The organism is Clostridium culturomicium (genome assembly GCF_000821305.1).
Classification (GTDB): Bacteria; Bacillota; Clostridia; order Clostridiales; family Clostridiaceae; genus Clostridium_J; species Clostridium_J culturomicium.
The window spans coordinates 80,163-98,482 of sequence record NZ_CCXK01000017.1 but is presented as its reverse complement, the minus strand read 5'-3'; the positions used below and the strand labels follow the sequence as shown (position 1 = coordinate 98,482).

The 18,320-nt window shown below is 32.9% G+C and carries 14 protein-coding genes and 1 other annotated feature; of the genes, 3 read left to right on the top strand and 11 right to left on the bottom strand.

What is annotated here, in order from left to right; translation table 11 throughout:
- Positions 1–93: 93 nt before the first annotated feature.
- Positions 94–1,872 carry an ABC transporter ATP-binding protein gene (locus tag BN1075_RS13005; protein ID WP_042387323.1) on the bottom strand — a complete coding sequence of 593 codons (1,779 nt, stop codon included), beginning with the start codon at positions 1,870–1,872 and terminating at the stop codon, positions 94–96.
- Positions 1,869–3,656, bottom strand: a complete 1,788-nt coding sequence (locus tag BN1075_RS13000; RefSeq protein ID WP_040193663.1) for an ABC transporter ATP-binding protein — start codon at positions 3,654–3,656, stop codon at positions 1,869–1,871. Before BN1075_RS13000 ends, BN1075_RS13005 begins: the two co-directional genes overlap by 4 nt.
- A 944-nt stretch (positions 3,657–4,600) precedes the next feature.
- Positions 4,601–4,868, top strand: a binding site (T-box leader).
- A 100-nt stretch (positions 4,869–4,968) separates the two neighbouring features.
- On the opposite strand from BN1075_RS13000, the gene BN1075_RS12995 reads away from it, so the two are divergent.
- Positions 4,969–6,273: a Na+/H+ antiporter family protein gene (locus BN1075_RS12995; protein ID WP_040193661.1), complete on the top strand. Its 1,305-nt coding sequence runs from the start codon at positions 4,969–4,971 to the stop codon at positions 6,271–6,273.
- Positions 6,274–6,546: 273 nt separating this feature from the next.
- Here BN1075_RS12995 and BN1075_RS12990 read toward each other — a convergent pair whose 3' ends face one another.
- The 6 genes from BN1075_RS12990 to BN1075_RS12965 all read right to left on the bottom strand — a co-directional run bounded on the left by BN1075_RS12990 (position 6,547) and on the right by BN1075_RS12965 (position 14,233).
- Positions 6,547–7,320: a zinc ribbon domain-containing protein gene (locus BN1075_RS12990; RefSeq protein ID WP_040193660.1), complete on the bottom strand. Its 774-nt coding sequence runs from the start codon at positions 7,318–7,320 to the stop codon at positions 6,547–6,549.
- Positions 7,321–7,334: 14 nt separating this feature from the next.
- Positions 7,335–9,602, bottom strand: a complete 2,268-nt coding sequence (locus BN1075_RS20820; RefSeq protein ID WP_052406540.1) for a serine hydrolase — start codon at positions 9,600–9,602, stop codon at positions 7,335–7,337.
- A gap of 360 nt (positions 9,603–9,962) precedes the next feature.
- Complete coding sequence (locus tag BN1075_RS12980) at positions 9,963–11,324, bottom strand: ABC transporter substrate-binding protein (RefSeq protein WP_040193659.1); 1,362 nt, start codon at positions 11,322–11,324, stop codon at positions 9,963–9,965.
- A gap of 73 nt (positions 11,325–11,397) precedes the next feature.
- Positions 11,398–12,240: a carbohydrate ABC transporter permease gene (locus tag BN1075_RS12975; RefSeq protein ID WP_040193658.1), complete on the bottom strand. Its 843-nt coding sequence runs from the start codon at positions 12,238–12,240 to the stop codon at positions 11,398–11,400.
- A gap of 2 nt (positions 12,241–12,242) precedes the next feature.
- Entirely contained in the window at positions 12,243–13,148 is a 906-nt protein-coding gene (locus BN1075_RS12970) for a carbohydrate ABC transporter permease (protein ID WP_040193657.1), read from the bottom strand.
- Between the two features lie 23 nt (positions 13,149–13,171).
- Positions 13,172–14,233 carry an ABC transporter ATP-binding protein gene (locus BN1075_RS12965; RefSeq protein ID WP_040193656.1) on the bottom strand — a complete coding sequence of 354 codons (1,062 nt, stop codon included), beginning with the start codon at positions 14,231–14,233 and terminating at the stop codon, positions 13,172–13,174.
- Between the two features lie 340 nt (positions 14,234–14,573).
- On the opposite strand from BN1075_RS12965, the gene BN1075_RS12960 reads away from it, so the two are divergent.
- The gene (locus BN1075_RS12960; protein ID WP_040193655.1) at positions 14,574–15,674 is read left to right on the top strand and encodes a radical SAM/SPASM domain-containing protein; all 1,101 of its coding nucleotides are present in this window, start codon (positions 14,574–14,576) and stop codon (positions 15,672–15,674) included.
- Between the two features lie 55 nt (positions 15,675–15,729).
- On the opposite strand, the gene BN1075_RS21180 is transcribed toward BN1075_RS12960, so the two are convergent.
- Positions 15,730–15,933, bottom strand: a complete 204-nt coding sequence (locus tag BN1075_RS21180; protein WP_268871555.1) for a DUF4180 domain-containing protein — start codon at positions 15,931–15,933, stop codon at positions 15,730–15,732.
- A 399-nt stretch (positions 15,934–16,332) separates the two neighbouring features.
- On the opposite strand from BN1075_RS21180, the gene BN1075_RS12955 reads away from it, so the two are divergent.
- The gene (locus BN1075_RS12955; protein WP_052406539.1) at positions 16,333–17,022 is read left to right on the top strand and encodes a glycoside hydrolase family 73 protein; all 690 of its coding nucleotides are present in this window, start codon (positions 16,333–16,335) and stop codon (positions 17,020–17,022) included.
- A gap of 99 nt (positions 17,023–17,121) precedes the next feature.
- Here BN1075_RS12955 and BN1075_RS12950 read toward each other — a convergent pair whose 3' ends face one another.
- Complete coding sequence (locus BN1075_RS12950) at positions 17,122–17,505, bottom strand: VOC family protein (protein ID WP_040193654.1); 384 nt, start codon at positions 17,503–17,505, stop codon at positions 17,122–17,124.
- Between the two features lie 79 nt (positions 17,506–17,584).
- Entirely contained in the window at positions 17,585–18,157 is a 573-nt protein-coding gene (locus tag BN1075_RS20815) for a helix-turn-helix domain-containing protein (protein WP_052406538.1), read from the bottom strand.
- Positions 18,158–18,320 lie beyond the last annotated feature (163 nt).

Genomic DNA, 18,320 nt, shown 5'->3' with positions numbered 1-18,320 from the left:
AAAGTTTATTATAATAACTACACAAAATTTTGTCAAATAATAATAATTTTACTAATATTTTTTTCTAATACACACTCCTTATCTGTATTTTAATTAATTTAATGCTTCCAAACGATAATTCTTCGCCTGTGATGTAAACAGTTCATAATATATACCTTCTTCATCCAGCATTAAATTCTTGTGAGAATCAAAGGCTTCAATCTTTCCTTCCCTAATAACTAATACCTTGTCACAGAATACACTTGAGGACATTCTGTGGGATATATAAAGAGCTGTTTTATCTCCAACTAAGCTGTTGAACTTCTCATAGATTTCTGCTTCTGCAATTGGGTCTAAAGCAGAGGTTGGTTCGTCAAGGATTACTAAGGAAGCATCCTTGTATAAGGCTCTTGCTATAGCAATTTTCTGTGCTTGTCCTCCAGAGAACTCCACACCTTCATCGTCATATTCCTTCCCAAATAAGCTATTAATTCCATGAGGCAGTTCTTTAATTTTTTCTTCCATAGCAACATCTTTAATAAGCTTTTCCACCAGCTTGGTATCAACCCCTACTGGTCTGCAGGTGATGTTTTCCTCTATGGTGAAGTTGAAAAGCTTAAAGTCTTGGAATACAGCTGCTAAAGTCTTCAAATAGGATTCATGGTCATATTCAAAGATATCAATTCCATTAATCTTTATTGACCCGACCTCTGGTTTATAAAGACGGCAAAGGAGTTTTACTACTGTACTTTTTCCTGCTCCGTTTAAGCCCACAATACTGATTTTCTCACCTTTATTAATCCTAAAGGATATATCATCTAATATCTTTTTATCCGTTTTAGGGTAAGCAAAAGTCACATGATCAAATTCAATGGTTTCAACGGTTTCCAGCTTCTTATCTCCTTGAAGCTTTTCTTCATCTGGCACATTCATAAGCTCCGCGAAAGGTTCTAAGTATGCTAACATTTGAGAAATACTTACTATGGCGGTGCCAAGAGCAATAACTGCAGAAGAAAAGCTAACAGCAGAGGATACATACATGGTTAAATCTCCAATACTGATACCGCTAGTTAAGGTTTTTATACTTACAAAACCATAGGCAAAAATAGTCTGCATTACAACTACTACTTGAAATAACCCCATGTACAGTCCTTGCTTACGATGAAACTTTGTAAACCAACGATTAATTTCTTTATTATAGGAGGTAACCAAATCTCCTAACATTGGGCTCATACCATAAAGACGTACATCCTTATGAAGATTCTTCTCAAAGGATAGTCCCACATAATAACCATATTTTCGATTTATAGGTAGCAAGTCTGCAAAGAATTGCTGCTGATATTTTGAGAAAGCTCTGTATATGAATAAAGTTATTCCTACCATACCAAGGAGGGATACAACTAAAATCCAGGACAACCTAAACATAATAGCTATTAAACCTATAACTGTTAATAGTTGATTTAAAAAACTTAGGAAATTGGTTATTAAGTTGTAGACTGCACCTTGATTCATCATTGCAAAGGAAGCTCTTTCCTTTAAGTCCAAATAATAAGGATCTTCAAGATTCTGATACTCCACAGACATAATCTTTTTTGCAAAGGCACGTTCAATGTGCCAGTATACTTCCTTCTCCTTCACATCTAGAAATCGCTTTGTGGTTTTCTTAATAAAGGCTAAGACCAGGTTTGCTATAGCAATTAACAAAACCCACTGAAATAAAACCTGAAGGGATTCCTTTATCATTAACCCATCAATAAGATACTTTGGTAAAATAACATTCACAAGAATTTGAGCTGAATAACCCAGAGAGTTAATAAATAGGAGGAAAAAGTAGCTCGGACTTATTTCCCACACCAAGCCAAATACCAATTTTGTTTTTTCTAACTGCTTCATGCTGACTCTCCTCCTTCCTGATAATACTTGCCTTGAGTAACAAACATATCATAATAGGATCCCTTATTTTCCATAAGCTCATCATGGGTACCATATTCCCTAAGGCCTGTCTCATCAAGTAGTGCGATGGCATCACAGAACTTAGTTGATGCAAGTCTATGAGAAATATAAATTGCTGTTTTACCTTCAGTTAACAAGTCAAATTTATTGTAAATCTCAGCCTCTGCCAAGGCATCTAAGGCTGCCGTAGGTTCGTCCATGATTACACAATTTCCACCCTTGTAAAGTGCCCTTGCTATGGCAAGCTTTTGACTTTCTCCACCTGAAAATACAACGCCATTCTCATCAATAATTTTTAACATGGTAGTATTAACATTATCCTTTAGCTCATAAACCTTCTCATAAAGCCCAACCTGCTTTAATACCTTGTCTAGCTTCTTATAATCAACATTTTCCAAGGTACAGGCAATATTTTGTGCAATAGTAAGTGCTAAAATATTAACCTCTTGGAAGACTGCTCCAAACATTTTATACAGTTCAATTTTTTTATACTCATTAATATTGATACCGTTAATTAATATTTCTCCTTCATTTACTTTAAATAATCCTGTGAGTAATTTTACAAAGGTCGTCTTTCCAGCTCCGTTAATTCCCACAATGGCAAGCTTCTGTCCCTTTGGAATAGTTAAAGAAAAATCCTTTAAAATATATTTATCAGTACCAGGATAAGCAAAGGTCACATTCTTAAACTCAATGGCCATGGATTCCTCCTTTGGAATGGCCTTCAAATCACCGCCATGCTCTCCTAAATCTGCATCCATAAATTCATAAAAATCTCGTACGTATAAATACTCCCTCATAATAAAGGTAATATTTTCAGATAAGGTTGTCATTTGAAGGGATAAGGTTGAAGCTGCTATAACATACATGGAATAATCTGAAATTGACATCCCCTTGAAAGTTAAGTAAGTTAGAACTCCATAGGTTGCAAGGTCAGATAAAAACAAAGTGGCAAGAGTAATAAACCCTAGGGCATACTCTCTATTTTTAATAACTTTAAACACATCAATATATCCCTTTATCTCCAGTCTAAAATTATCATCAATTCTATCTTTTAAGGAATAAACCCTTACATCCTTTCCATACATAAAGTCCTTGGATACCTTTCCATAATAATAAACTCGACGTTCTTTCTTAGCTAGTGCTTCCTTGCGTTTATATTCATATTTTTGAACATAAACTGAAATTAATGTAGTTACCCCTATATTAACCAAGATGGCAAGCAAAATAATTGGATTTTTAAAGCCTATAAAAAAAGCCAGAACTAAAACAATGGTGCCAAGCTGTGGCAGTTCAAAAAGCTTATGATAAATTCCTTCAATACCCTCACTATTATTGCTGGTAGATTCCAAAGCCTTATTGTACTTTTCCAAAAATGTAGCAGACTCCATATATGGATAATCCATATTAAGGAGCTTTACACATTGATCACGGATATAATCAATCCTAAGTTCTGTAATACGTGGATAGGTGGAATCCTGAAGCCACTGCTTCAAGAAATAAATTAAAGCACCAAAAGCAAAAAACACACTTACAATAATGATAATTCCTTGATTGGTTGCCTCTCTTTCAGTCAAATAACTAATCAAAACCTTGGGTAATATTATACCAAACAAAGAAACTAAAGGTGTTATTATGGTATATAACAAACATAAACAAAAAATCTCTTTATCCCGCTCCTTTATATTTTCTAATAATCGAATAAGTGGCGATTTTTTCTTCATACTTACCTCCTTTTATACTTTCATTAAATCTATTACTACTTTCAGTTCTTTCTCCCCTTTATTATCTTACATTATTTTCAATATTAAATAGTATATACCATTAAATTTTATCATTTTAAAGAAATAAATACTACTTATTAAAGGCATAATTTTCAAAATATTCTCACCATATTCTTCGCACTAAAATATTTTAGTAGCAAAAAAAAGTCACAAATGTATTCTTCCATAGAATCATTTGTGACTTTTACTTTTTAAAATCTAATAATTATTTTTTATTTTTAAAATATATAAATCTAGGCAAACCCCAATAAATACCTTTTATTAAAAGAAATAAGATTTTAAACACAAACTTTACTGGGTAGTATATTGGAGCGAACAATATTTTTCCTAAAGAAATTGCACCACTTGATACACTTTTATTATATTCATGAATACTAGAATATTCCTTTGAATAACTTTTGTTTTTATCAAACTTTGTTACAACTATGCTTCCATCTGGTCTTTTGTTTGTGTAAGTTCTAATTTTTTATCTCCTATGTCAATAATTTTTCATTTATAAAATTTAAATAAAGTTCCTAGTCTCAGCCTCACCATTCCACCTTAAGTGCTTAGTTGTTTTCTATTATAGCATAAAATCCAAAGTTCTTAATCGCTAGAATTTTTGTAAATTTCCAACTAAAGGTTCACTTTGTTAAGTTATTTAAGGAAATTTAAGTTCCTAAACAAAGTTATTTGACTATTTTTAACTAGTTCTGGCTAAATGAAATATATAAGCACTTAATACGAAATAGCTTTTTTCTTATTAGATTTAATAAGAAAGGCCAATACCGAACAAACGCCAGCAATAACAGCTGCAGCATTAAATAAGTTTTTTTAAGTTTTAATTGACAAAAGTCTAAATTTATAATATTTTAAATATATTAAGTATACAAAAATATTTAAAAACAACAGCTTTGATAAGAAATAGTAAAGATAACCATCTTTTTCAGAGAGTTTTCGGTTGGTGTGAGAAAACAAAGATATTATTTTGAACACGTCTTTGAGCTAAACACCGAATGGATTAATCTTAGTAGGCTGTTTCGGAATCCTTGCACCCGTTATCGTGCTAGAGTATAAGTAATTTTTATAAATTATCGTACTTGAAGAGGTTAGTATCGTGAGATACTAATAAAATTGAGGTGGAACCACGTGAGTTAAACTCCCGTCCTCTAGTATTAAGCTAGAGAACGGGAGTATTTTATTTTTGCGCAAAAATAATCTCATCCTTACACATTTACAGAACAAAATTTCAAAACACAAGGGGGAATCTTTAATGGTATTATTTAACCCGGTAGTAATCTCTATCGCCGTAATGATCATACTATGTCTATTTAAATTTAATGTATTATTATCTATATTAATTGCAGCAATCACTGCTGGACTTTTTTCAGGAATGCCTCTAGAAGATATAATGTCAACACTCATTGGAGGCATGGGCGGAAACGCTGAAACTGCCCTTAGCTATATTTTACTTGGAGCTCTAGCTGTGGCAGTAAGTAAAACTGGACTTGCCTCCATTTTAGCAAGAAAGATATCTAAAATAGTAAAGGATAAAAAAATAATCTTTATCTTATTTATTGCCTTTATCGCCTGTTTTTCTCAAAATCTTATCCCTGTTCATATTGCCTTTATTCCAATCTTAATTCCATCATTATTAAAGCTTATGAATAAGTTGAAAATTGATAGAAGAGCAGTTGCCTGTGCCTTGACCTTTGGATTAAAAACTCCCTATATGGCGATTCCGATAGGCTTTGGGTTAATCTTTCAGAACATTATCAGAGACCAAATGGTTGCTAACGGAATTGATGCTACCACAAAACTAGTCACCAGTACCATGTGGATACCTGCCATTGCAATGATTATAGGACTTCTTATTGCAGTATTTATAACCTATAGAAAGCCTCGTAGCTATAAAGATACAGCTATAGAAGAAATAGCCGAAGAAGCTATTGAGGAGAAAATGACAAGAAAGCACTGGAGTGCTCTATTGGGTGCAGTAACTGCCTTTTTAGTTCAAATAAAGACAGGCTCTCTGCCTTTAGGTGGTCTTTGTGCCATTATTGTACTCATTTTAACGGGAGCTGTTAAAGTAAATGAGGTGGATGATTTATTAGAAGATGGAGTTAAAATGATGGGGCTCATCGGCTTTATTATGCTTGTAGCTGCCGGCTATGGAAGTGTTCTAAGAGAAACTGGCTCTGTGGAACTTTTGGTTACCTCAATTACTGGAGTTGTTGGCAGCAGCAAACTTATTGGAGCCACTCTTATGCTTTTAGTTGGGCTCCTGGTAACCCTTGGAATAGGAAGCTCCTTTGGTACAGTACCTATTATCGCTGCCATATATTGTCCACTAGGCCTTAGCTTAGGCTTCAGCCCTCAAGCCATAATACTTCTAGTTGGAGTTGCAGGTGCTTTAGGGGATGCGGGGTCTCCTGCTTCAGACAGTACTCTTGGACCAACAGCAGGGCTTAATGCAGACAAGCAGCACGACCACATCTGGGATACCTGTGTTCCAACCTTCCTTCACTATAATATCCCACTGCTTATATTTGCTGTAATAGGTTCACTTATGCTTTAAATTGAACTATACCCTAATATGAGGTAATAAAACTCTATAGAAAACAGCTTATTATCTAAAGTAATAAGCTGTTTTCATTAAACTCTACTGTTTATTCTTTTTATTGATTTTCTTTAATGATAACGTACCTCCACCAAATAGATTAATCTTACTTAAAATAAATTCTATAAATCTTAAAAACTTCACTTAATAAAAATTTTATTTCACCATAACTAAAAAAAGAACCCAAGTACATTTCTATACCTGAGTTCATTTTGACAACCTTTATATCATCTAAAAAAAACTTCCTAAATAATTAGAATACTGAAGAAATAAATTAGAGTACACCTTTAAAATCGTGAAGCAGAAGCCAATATTACTTAACATAACTACTACAGCAATAGCAATATGTGCATCACGCCCACTAGTAATGTATCTATGACTATTCGTAAATATGGTTCCAATGGCTGCATATACGCCTATTGAAATTACAATTAAAGCAACTGAAAAACTTATATAGGATACTATAAAAGCTATAAGATTTATACAAGTTAAAGGCACAGACGCAACAGCTATTACCCTAATAATATTTATGGTTTCTCCATTATAAACCTTTACTATGATAAATAAACCTAGGGATAGGAGCATTATTAATACTAAAGAAAATAACATTCCCTGCAAGAATTGTGTAAAGAAATTAATCTTTAGCAGCATACTGTCTACATCACCATAGCCATAGCCTCCCAATAAAAAGGTCTTTGTAAAATTATATGCTTTTTTTATTACAATGGCATAAAGAACACTGTTTATTATCATTGAAAACAAAGTAATTACAAATGATATACTTTTTTTATTATCCTCAAATAATTCCTCTGTAGATGTGGTAGAATGAATAATCAATCCTTTATAATACATAAATCCATCGGTGATAGCTGTCATTACCTTGTTAGATTGTCTGGTTGAACCCGTAGCTGGTGCTGGTTCTCCTGTAGTTAGATTATACCCACACCCTGGGCAAAATTTGTCTCCATCTCCGTACTTAGTTCCACAATTTGAACAAAAACTCATAATATCACTCCTATCTATTTAATAAATTCATTGTATATATCTTTAGATAATCTTCTTATTATACCTATTTCCTCTTGACTATTTCCGCCCTCTGTTAATACACATAGCACGTAGGCTCCCTTTTCAGTTTCAACTATGGCAACATCATTTTGAACGCCATAATCATCAAATTCACCTGTCTTATTGAATACATTTACATTCTCTGGCAAGTCATAAGGAATTTTATTTTGATTTTTGTTTCTATGCATTAATTGAAGCATGTAGCTATCTGCTTCTTCGCTGATACATTGCTTATTGTAAATTTTGGTTAAAATATTTCCCATATCATAAACGGTAACGTAGTTATCCTGTCCATTCCTTAAAGCCTCCATATCTAAAAGCTTTCTGTTCATCTGAGAATTTACACAGCCTAGTTCCTTAATTTTAGCATTTACTACAGCAACTCCACCAACCTCATCAATAAGCATATTGGCAGCTGTATTATCACTATCAATCATCATATATTCCAATAACTCATAAACCGTAAACTGACTTCCTATATGTTCATATTGAATAACCCCTGTACCACCTACACATGAGTTCATTGTAACTAGTTTATTTCCGTCTAAAAGCTTCTTATCGATCTGAGCCAAAGCTTCAATCATAATAAATATCTTTATTACGCTGGCTGAACGTATTGAAGCATCGTTTACAATCATAGGAAAACCCATATCTACGTTTCCATAGTAAATTGAGTATCTTCCTTCTGCATTAGATGTATAGTTCTTTACCATTTCTAATATTTTCTCCTTATCGCTGTCGTACTTAATTAAACTTTCCTTTAAGGTATCTACCATGCAAGTAGCGCTAGACTCTAATGAAGCTGTAAAGCCACTATCTACATATGAAACCTGTAGTAAAAGCTCATCTTCTGATTTCATTGGTACCTTAGTTTCAAATGTAACTACATAAGAACTTTTAAAAGAATTTAATAATTCCTGCAGAATACTGCTTATACTGCTTATATTTGATACTGAATAAAACTTGCCATTTGTTTCTGCAGCTAATTTTTCAAATTCACTATAATTCTCTACAGCTTTTTCATCATACCCAATCACAAACACAGGAATATTCACTTCCTTTGCCCTTGCCATAACCTTTGTATAATCATTTTTTGAAGCCGTATCAACTCCTGATGCAAACACTACCAGTAACTTTGGTCCTTCATTTTTGTTAAGCTCTTCAAGAGAAGTAATAATCCCATCATAAATAGCTCTTTCACCATCCGGTACCAATGCTGTTAAACCATTGTTTAAAGCCTCATAATTATCTGTAATATAATTATTTACTGTAACCTTTGAGTTAACGCTTACTATTCCAGCATGAGTGCTACTATAATCTAAAGTGTTCAAGGTGTCTCTAACTGCAGTTTTAAGTTCTTCCATAGCCTCATCTTTGGCCATATTCTTACTGTTATCAACTACAATATTAAAGTTAATTATTTCTCCACCTAAATTTTCCTGTGAGTTTTTAATAATAACAGGCTCATAGCTGTCTCCACTCTTCTCTTCTATGCTAATCTTAGAAATATTGAAGTCCTTAATACCATCTTCACCAATATATAATTTAATTTCTGGATAACCAACTGTATCGATCTGATTTACAGCCATGCCATAGCCCTTATCTAGGTCCACTGACTCCTCCAAAGTCTCCTTAGCTCCTTGCTCTTCCTCAATTTCAGTAACCTCTTTAGAAGCTTTAGGAGGGCTATCCTTTAAACTCATGAATGAATCATCTCCCCTATCTAAATATAGCTTCCACATCACTCCGCCAATAAATAAAAGTATAATTACAACAACTATTATCATCCCAAATTTACTACTATTTCCTCCAGCTCCTCTCCCAGTTTGTGGTGCCATCCTAGGTGTAGTTGTGCTTGTCTGCTTCTTCCTTTGAATATCACTCTTAGGCTGTATTGGTTTGCTTTCTGATGCTACCTTTACTTCAATCTTCTTCTCAATTTTAGCTTCTGACTCCCTAACTTCCGGTTTAATAGTATTCTTATTTTCTACCTGCTGTTCTTTCTCTTCAATTTTAGCTACACTAACATTTTCTACTTTCGGCTCCTTAACTTCAATCACTTCAGCTTCCAAAGTACTTCCACAAATTTGACAAAAACGTCCTTCTTTAACAAAGTTATGACAGCTTCTGCATTGAACTTTCCCCTCTTCCTTCAGTATACTTCCACAATTCTCACAAAACTTTCCTGGCTTCACTTCCTTGTGACAATAGGAGCAAATCATCCCACTACCTCCAATATCTTATCTTTTTAAATATATTAAAATGGAAGGTTAATTATGAACGAATTTCTGGATAATCATACAAGATATGCAATAGGAATTACCAATATTAAAAATATAATTATTCTAAATAATGTTCTATTATCAAATTCATTCATAACGCAAAACAACCTCCATTTCTATAATTGGAGGTTGTCTTCTTAACTTAATAATTATACATATTGATTTTTAATGTTAATGCAACAGTAGAACCCAATAGAGTTGAATCTTTAATGCCTACTCTATTGGGTTCACTTTACTATTAAAATAATCTGTTATTTTTCTTAATCTAATTTAACGACTTTCTTTATCACATTCTATAACTTAGTTATTTCTAGCAGCTTCCATAGCTTCTTCACCATTTTTTTGTGCATCTTTTAATGCATCATCAATGGATTTCTCACCGCTGAATACTAAGTCTAATTGTTTTCCTAATTCATTTAAAGCATTGATTCCACCAATATTTCTTGTCCCTTGGAATCCCATGTCCATACAGTCGAAGGAAAGTTGTTTTATTGGCTTTTCATCTAATACAGCTTTGAATACTGGATCTTCTTGAGCTGATTTTCTTACTGGAATATAACCTGTTTGAGCTGCAAAGTAAGCAGTGTTTTCAGTATTAGTTAAAAACTTAATGTATTCCCAAGCTGCTTGCTTTTGAACATCCGAACTAGTATTAAATACAGTTACGTTTGTTCCGTAATATAATTGGTCATTTGTTTTGTGTCCTGGAAGAGCTGCTGCATCTATTGTAATGCCTTCTAAAGTTCCCTCTTCTATATATGGAAGAGCAGATGTTGAAGCAACACACATTGCTGCACGTCCATCTTGTAGTGGCACGTTAGCATTTGAATCATCTCCAGCTAAACGAGCAGTTTTTGCCTGCATCATGCTGTTTAAAAACTCAACTGCTTCCTTAGTTTCTGGTGTATCGAAGTATAGCTCATTAGTTTCCTCGTTCATTGTTGCTCCACCAGCTTGTTTAAGCCATGGTGCTATATCTGTTGAAAGGTTGTTTGCAAATACACATCCATAAACTTCCGGTTCTCCGTCGCCATTTTCATCAACAGTCAGTTTTTCAGCTGCTGCTGCCCATTCTTCCCAAGTAGTTGGGACTTCAATCCCAGCTTCCTTGAACATTTCTACATTATAGTAAAGTACCATTTGGCTTTTATTAAATGGCATAGCATATTGTTTTCCATCCCAAACTCCATCACTAAAGAACATTTCTGGAATGTCCTTGAAGTCTGCCTCTTCAAATCCAGTTTCTTTATCATTCATGTATGGTGTAAGATCTTCAACTAACCCCTTGGAAATATACCAAGAAAGACGGTTAGAATATACTTGTGCTATAGTTGGCAACTGGTCAGACTTAGCTGAAGCCATTAATTTATCAAATAAATCTGTATACTTTCCTTGATTCTCAAGTTTAACTGTTATATTTTTATTTTGAGCCATAAAATCGTCAGTTATTTTCTGCATAGCCTCCTCGTTTGCTCCACTCATAGCGTGCCAGAAGGTAATCTCCACAGGCTCCTCTACCTTTGTAGCTAATGCTGTAACTTCATTTCCTTTGCCTTCTTCTGGAGTGCTTGCATCTCCAGCTTCTCCCTTACTTCCACATCCTACTAGTGCTGTAGCTCCTAACACTGTAGCAAGAAGTAAAGATAACATTTTTTTCTTCATGTTTTTCATCCCCCTAAATTTTGTTTTTTATAATAAATTAATTATAAAAGCTGATTAATTTTTGCCTTTACTCTTACCCCTTAAGACCTGATTTACTAATGCCCTTAATAATGTATTTCTGCATAAATATATACAATATAATTATTGGTGCAACCATCATAAGAGAAAAAGCCATGAGAATATGATATCTGGTTCCAGCCTCTGTTGAAAACACAGCCAATGCAACAGGCAACGTTCTCATGTCCTTGCTGTTCGTAACTATTAAAGGCCACATATATGAGTTCCAGCAGCTAATAAATTTTAATATTCCAATTGATACTATGGTTGGCATAGACATTGGAACTAAAATTGTAAATAAATATCTTAAATCTGAACATCCATCCATCTTCGCTGACTTATAATAAGAAGAAGGTACTCCAGAAAATTGCTGTCTTAAAAGAAATATTGAAAATATACTTGCACACCATGGCAGCACTAATGCTTTATAGCTATTGATCCATCCTAAGTTACTAAGGGTAACATAATTGGGAATCATTAAAATATCACTAGGCACCATCATTGTTGCCACCATGATTATAAAAAGTACATTTTTAAACTTAAATGGTATATAAACAAAGGCGTAAGCTGCCAGTATAGTGGTGAATATCTCCCCAAGTGTTACACATACTGCAACGAATAAACTATTAAACAAATAAGTTCTAAAAGGCACTGACTTTAGAGCATCTGAAAAGTTCTGCCACTGCCATGAAGAAGGTATCCACTTTGGAGGCATTGATAATACTTCCTTAGCCGGCTTAAAAGCCGTCAATATCATCCATATAAAAGGCAATATAACCCAAAGTACGCCTAAAATTAAAATCACATAAGCAGCTGCCTTTAAAAATTTTTTACCTATACTTTTCTTTAAGTTAGTCATCCCTATTCCTCCTTATACCTTGCAGCAAATATAAATTGGACTATTGTTATAATTAAAATAACAACAAATAATATAAAGGAGGCTGCTGCTGCCTTTGAAAACTCCCATTCACGATAGAATTTTTCAAATATGTAATATACAATTGTTATTCCACTTTGAAGTGGTCCTGGCTTCTGTTGATATAGTATGTACACCTCATCAAATATCTTAAAGGAACTTATAAGTGTTGTTATTGATAGAAACACCATGGTAGGTTTTATTAAAGGCAGTGTAATATACCTTAACCTTCGTAGCTTCGAAGCTCCATCCATTCTTCCCGCCAGTTCATATCTGTCATCTACACTCTGAAGTCCTGCTAAAATAATAATAATTTTATAACCAAGCCCCTTCCAGATACTTAAAGCTATAAGTATTGGAATTGTCATCTTAGGGTCTGTAAGCCATAACACCTTTGCCATTCCAAAGGTACCTAAAATAGCATTAATTACTCCATAATCCTTATTGAGCATCCATCTCCACACAATTGACACTGCTGTTGTGGAAGTTACAAAGGGTAAAAAATAAGCGCTTCTGAAAAACTTCTTAAATTTAATATTTGAATTAAGAATAAGAGCAATAACAAGAGCTGCTAAAATCCCTAAAGGTGCTGATATAAAAGCAAAAATAAAGGTATTTTTTAAAGCCATTAAAAACTCCGGGTCTCTTAAAACATATATAAAATTATCTAAACCTCTTTCAAAAACTATATCTGTCAGATAATCAAATTTTGTATAAAACCCCATTGAAAAGGACTTAAATATTGGATAAAACTGAAATACTCCAATAACTAATAGAGCCGGCAAAAGATATAAAATAGCCCTTATCTCTTGATTTTTTATTTTAAATTTATGAAGTTTAATCTTCTTCATTTCTGTTCACCTCAATCCAGTGTTTATTTATTAAACAAGTAAACACGCTTAGCCCTTAAATATACCTTATCACCACTGTTATAATTATTTTCCCAGCTGGTGCAGGCAGTTAACATGAGGCCTTTAATATCAACATTTAGATAAACTTCTTTTCCTAAGGTTTGAACGCTGATTATATTTCCTTCAATTCCTTCATCTCTATCGCACAAAACTAAGTCTTCCGGTCTAATGCCTAAAGTACACTTTTCCGCCTGTCCTGGCTTGTCCTTAAACTCCTCTGTGAACTTTAAAATCTCCACAGGTAAAGGCAAAGTAATATTTCCACTTTCAACAAAAACCTTTCCTGAATCATATGTTCCACACATAAAATTCATTGGTGGATTTCCTAAAAATCCAGCAACAAACTTGTTTTTGGGAGACATATACATGTCCTTAGGGGTTGAATACTGCTGAAGGACCCCATTATTTAACAGTAGAATTTTATCAGATATACTTAAAGCCTCTTCTTGGTCGTGGGTTACAAAGATAGTTGTAATATTCAGCTTTCTTTGAAGAGACCTGATTTCTTCTCTAAGCTCAATTCTCAGCCTGGCATCTAAATTTGATAAAGGTTCATCTAGAAGTAAAATTTTCGGTTCCTTCACAATTGCCCTTGCAATGGCGACCCTCTGCTGTTGTCCCCCCGATAGCTTTGAAGGCTTTCTATTTAAAAGCTCTTCAATCTGCATTATCTTTGCTACTCTTTTTACCTTTTCAATTCTCTCCTTCTTCTTAACATTCCTCATTTTTAAAGGAAAGGCTATGTTTTCGATAATAGTCATATGAGGATATAAAGCATAGTTTTGAAACACCATCCCAATGTCTCTATCCTCTGCAGCTATACCCGTAAAATTTTCTCCATTAAAAAGTATTTCTCCCCCCGTTGGCGTATCCAGCCCTGCAATCATTGAAAGGGTCGTACTTTTTCCGCATCCACTTGGCCCTAAAAGGCACACTAAAGTTCCATCTTCAATATCAACTGTAAGGTCCTTTACAGCTTCAACATTTTTATAGTTTTTATACACATTTCTTAACTGTATTTTCATAAAGCTGACTCTCCCAGCATGATTTTTTTGTAATTCCTATGACACCTTTATACTTTAATACCTCTATGTAGTGTTTTTTACATAACACAACATATTATATAATATTTGTACTTTTATTCCATAATTATTACATATCCAAATACATTCAGGTTTATCTATTAAATTTTTAATTTATTAAAATAATTTATTAAATATCAGGTTTTAAATTAAAAGGTTACATCGTAATTTGTATCTCTATAATTAAAATGATAAAATTACCTATAGATTTATAACATTGTATGAAATATATACTTTGCTTTTCACATAGATTACTTAGCTAAAATATCAAGGAGGATTTCAAATGAAAAATGCTTTATCAGTTTTAATTAAGCCTGCTTCATCCAGCTGCAATTTGAAATGCAGATACTGCTTTTATCATGACGTAAGCAGCCACCGCAAAAATAAGAACTACGGTATGATGACAATAGAGACAGTAAAAAAACTCATTGACCGAATTATTGAATACACCTCTCCCACTGCCCATGTAACCGTAGGCTTTCAAGGTGGTGAACCAACCCTTGCAGGACTTTCTTTCTTTAAGGAATTTATAAAGTATGCAGCTTTGAAGAAAGAAAAAAGAACCTTTCACTATGCCCTTCAAACTAATGGAACCTTACTTGATGAAAAATGGTGCAGGTTCTTTAAGCGAAATAACTTCCTCATTGGCATAAGTTTAGATGGATATGAAGCCAACATGAATGCCTTCCGCTTTGATATTAACGGCTTAGGTGTATATTCAAAGGTGCTGGAAGGCTATAAACTTCTTCAAACTTATGGAGTAGACACTAATATTCTTTGTGTGCTGACAAATTCCTTAGCCCAAAACCCCAAGGACTTATACAGCTATTTTAAGAGTCTAAAAGCAACTCATATCCAGCTTATTCCTTGTCTGCCTTCCTTAGATGGACAAGGTTCCGAAGCCTTAACACCAGAGTCTTACAAAAGTTTCTACCATGAGTTTTACTCCCTGTGGTTAAATGACTTTAAAAGAGGAAGTTCCATGTCCGTAAACCTTTTTGACAATGTTATGCTCATGCTGATGAAAAGACCACCTTTTCAATGTGGAGTAAATGGGCGCTGCAGTATTCAAAATATAATAGAAGCTGATGGAAGTGTATTCACCTGCGACTTTTATGTGACTGACGAGTTCAAACTAGGAAATGTGCATACCCATAGCTTTACTGATATGGAGCATTGCTCAACTGCCTTAGACTTTCAAAAACCTTTAGAGCTGGAACCATTATGCGAAAAGTGTAAATACGTAAAAATCTGTAATGGTGGTTGTAAAAGACAAAGAGTCTGCTTTCTTAAAGAAGACAGTTGCGGATATAGAGATCTAATAGAAACTATGATGCTTGAATTACCTAAAGCCCTAAGTGAATTTTTAAAACGTCAAGGTTAATGGAATACAAGAAAAGAGTAAGCAGCCTCATTATAGCTACCTACTCTTTTCTTCCTTATTTATTAAAATTTAAAATCCAGTTTTCAGCCTCGGTAATAGTTTTAAATACCCTAAAATCCTTTGACTTGTTTAACTCACTAATTAATTCTCTAAATCTTCCTTGTATTTTATCTTTGTCTTCAATAACCGCTGAAGCCTTTATATGATAATTCGTGAACTTTTGTAGAACTATTCCAGCTAAACCACTTCTAAGATTAATGAATTTTATTATACTTTATCGCACTTTATTATACTTTGTTATCCCTTGCACCTCTCAACACTTATACTGTTACTTTCAATACTGTATAGTGTGCGAATACTATTACTGTCTTACACCCCCTCAGCACTTTTAATGTTAATTTCAATAATATACGCACTCTAAACTAATCTATATATTATGACTTATAAACTCTACCAAGTCTTAGTGATTTGAGAAAATAATAAATTGTAAGATTTTTGTCATATACACTTGTACATATTATAGTACTATTGCATTATTACCATAAATTTTGAAAGTAAAAAACTAAACCATAAATGTTAAAATAAAAATTTCAGCAAATTTATTATAACTATTACAGGTTGTTTCATATAACATACACTTATACTTTAGGAGAATAATATGAAAAAACATAAAAGATTTCTTATAAACTTAAGCAAAATAAAATCTAATAAAGTTAATATCAAAAATAAAATAAATAAAAAGAATTTAGTCATAATTGGTATATGTATATTTTCATTAATCTTTATGATTAATATGTTTACTGGTAACCAAAAGTACCACCTATATGAAGACTCTGAAGAACAACTTCAATATAAAAGGCAGCAAGAGTTCATCGCTAAATTAGTACCTATAGCTGAGAAAAATTATAAAGAATTTGGTGTCTTTCCTTCTGTGACTATTGCTCAAGCAATACATGAATCTGGATGGGGTGAATCTGGACTATTTGTACAAGCTAATAATTTATTTGGAATCAAAGCTGATGAAAGCTGGAGTGGTGATATTCTTGAAATGCCAACACAAGAGTATGTTAATGGCGAAGCAGTTACAACAATATCAAAGTGGAGAGTATATGATAGATTTGAGGATTCCGTAAGAGATCATGGAAAGTTTTTAAAGGAAAATCAAAGATACGAAGATGCAGGTGTTTTTAATGCTGAGAACTATATAGAACAAGTCCAAGCAATAAAATTAGCTGGATATGCAACTGATCCAGAATATGCAAATTTAATTTGCAACACTATTGAGGCTTACTCACTAAATCGATATGATTTTGATCTAGGCGAAGGTAATAATGATATAGATAAATAAGTTTCACTTTCCTAGTATGTATATTTAAATATTAACTTTCTCATATAATAAAAAAAAGTAAGAGTGCTAAAATTTTGCACTCTTTTTTAATCTTCATTATTAATATTTATCTTCCCTTACTAAGTAATCATTGTTATCCTGATCTTTAAATACAAACATCTTCCCATAAGGCATAATCATTAATTCTTCAACTTTAATGTCCTTTGCCTTCATTTCATCATAAGTACTTTGAATATCACTTGTACTTAAAATAATATTTGGATGAGACACATTTGCTTCGGGATTTTGTGATTTCATCAATTGCTTTTCATATAAAACAAAAGATGTAAATTCTTCTGCACTTGGTCCAACCTCCAGCCACTTCATATTAGGTCCCATAGGCTGCTCAAGCTTTACAACAAATCCCATCTTATTAGTCCAGAACTCCTTAGCTTCCTCTTGATTATTCACATATAATGTTATTTTTCCAATCTTGTTTATCATTTTTCTTCCTCCTTAGTTTTATATCTAAATTATATTTAATTCTCTAAATTTAGTATTGTAAAAAAGCGACATATATAAATCAATATCTGTTGTAGATATCAATAAATTCCTTTGGAGTTATGCTGAAATACTTTTTAAAATCTTTGCTAAAATGAGAATAATCATAGTACCCCAAATCTGTCATCACTTGAATATAATCCTTTGTAAACAACATTGTTTTTCTGGCTCTATAAAATCTAACTATTGTAACTAGCTGCTTAGGTGTGAACCCTGTAAACTTCTTAACCTTTCTTTCAAACTGCCTTAAGGACAAATTAGACTCTTCAGCTAATTCTTGCAAAGAAATATTGTCCTCCGTATATATTTTATGTAAAACCTTTGAAAACTCATCATTTCTTATAAAATTTGAACAATATCTATTTAAATAATCTACAATTTCATTATTGTCCTTTGAATATAGTATTTCTTCAGCTTCTCCATTTAAATACTTAAATTTGTTTCCAATTATATATAATATTTCCGTTAAACCTGTTGTCCATAGAAATTCAAGCCCTTTATTTCTAGAATTAATACTATAATCCTTTTCCATTATCCAAAAACATTTTATAAACATTTTAAGTTCATCACTTGGTTTGTATTCTTTATAAGACATTATCTTCTCCTGAGTGTAAAATTAGAATTTTAAATTAAGTAATTTAAGCATATTACCCCTAATCGATTTTATCACCTTTTCAACAATTTTATTTTATATAGTCAATTATGAAAATTTCATATAATTATTCTACTTAGTTATAATGTCTCATTTAAAATAAACG

Excerpts from the sequence above, each read along its gene's own strand:
- BN1075_RS13005 (WP_042387323.1), bottom strand. The coding sequence starts at position 1,872 with ATGAAGCAGTTAGAAAAAACAAAATTGGTATTTGGCTTGGTGTGGGAA.
- BN1075_RS13000 (WP_040193663.1), bottom strand. The coding sequence starts at position 3,656 with ATGAAGAAAAAATCGCCACTTATTCGATTATTAGAAAATATAAAGGAG.
- BN1075_RS12995 (WP_040193661.1), top strand. The coding sequence starts at position 4,969 with ATGGTATTATTTAACCCGGTAGTAATCTCTATCGCCGTAATGATCATA.
- BN1075_RS12990 (WP_040193660.1), bottom strand. The coding sequence starts at position 7,320 with ATGAGTTTTTGTTCAAATTGTGGAACTAAGTACGGAGATGGAGACAAA.
- BN1075_RS20820 (WP_052406540.1), bottom strand. The coding sequence starts at position 9,602 with ATGATTTGCTCCTATTGTCACAAGGAAGTGAAGCCAGGAAAGTTTTGT.
- BN1075_RS12980 (WP_040193659.1), bottom strand. The coding sequence starts at position 11,324 with ATGAAGAAAAAAATGTTATCTTTACTTCTTGCTACAGTGTTAGGAGCT.
- BN1075_RS12975 (WP_040193658.1), bottom strand. The coding sequence starts at position 12,240 with ATGACTAACTTAAAGAAAAGTATAGGTAAAAAATTTTTAAAGGCAGCT.
- BN1075_RS12970 (WP_040193657.1), bottom strand. The coding sequence starts at position 13,148 with ATGAAGAAGATTAAACTTCATAAATTTAAAATAAAAAATCAAGAGATA.
- BN1075_RS12965 (WP_040193656.1), bottom strand. The coding sequence starts at position 14,233 with ATGAAAATACAGTTAAGAAATGTGTATAAAAACTATAAAAATGTTGAA.
- BN1075_RS12960 (WP_040193655.1), top strand. The coding sequence starts at position 14,574 with ATGAAAAATGCTTTATCAGTTTTAATTAAGCCTGCTTCATCCAGCTGC.
- BN1075_RS12955 (WP_052406539.1), top strand. The coding sequence starts at position 16,333 with ATGAAAAAACATAAAAGATTTCTTATAAACTTAAGCAAAATAAAATCT.
- BN1075_RS12950 (WP_040193654.1), bottom strand. The coding sequence starts at position 17,505 with ATGATAAACAAGATTGGAAAAATAACATTATATGTGAATAATCAAGAG.
- BN1075_RS20815 (WP_052406538.1), bottom strand. The coding sequence starts at position 18,157 with ATGTCTTATAAAGAATACAAACCAAGTGATGAACTTAAAATGTTTATA.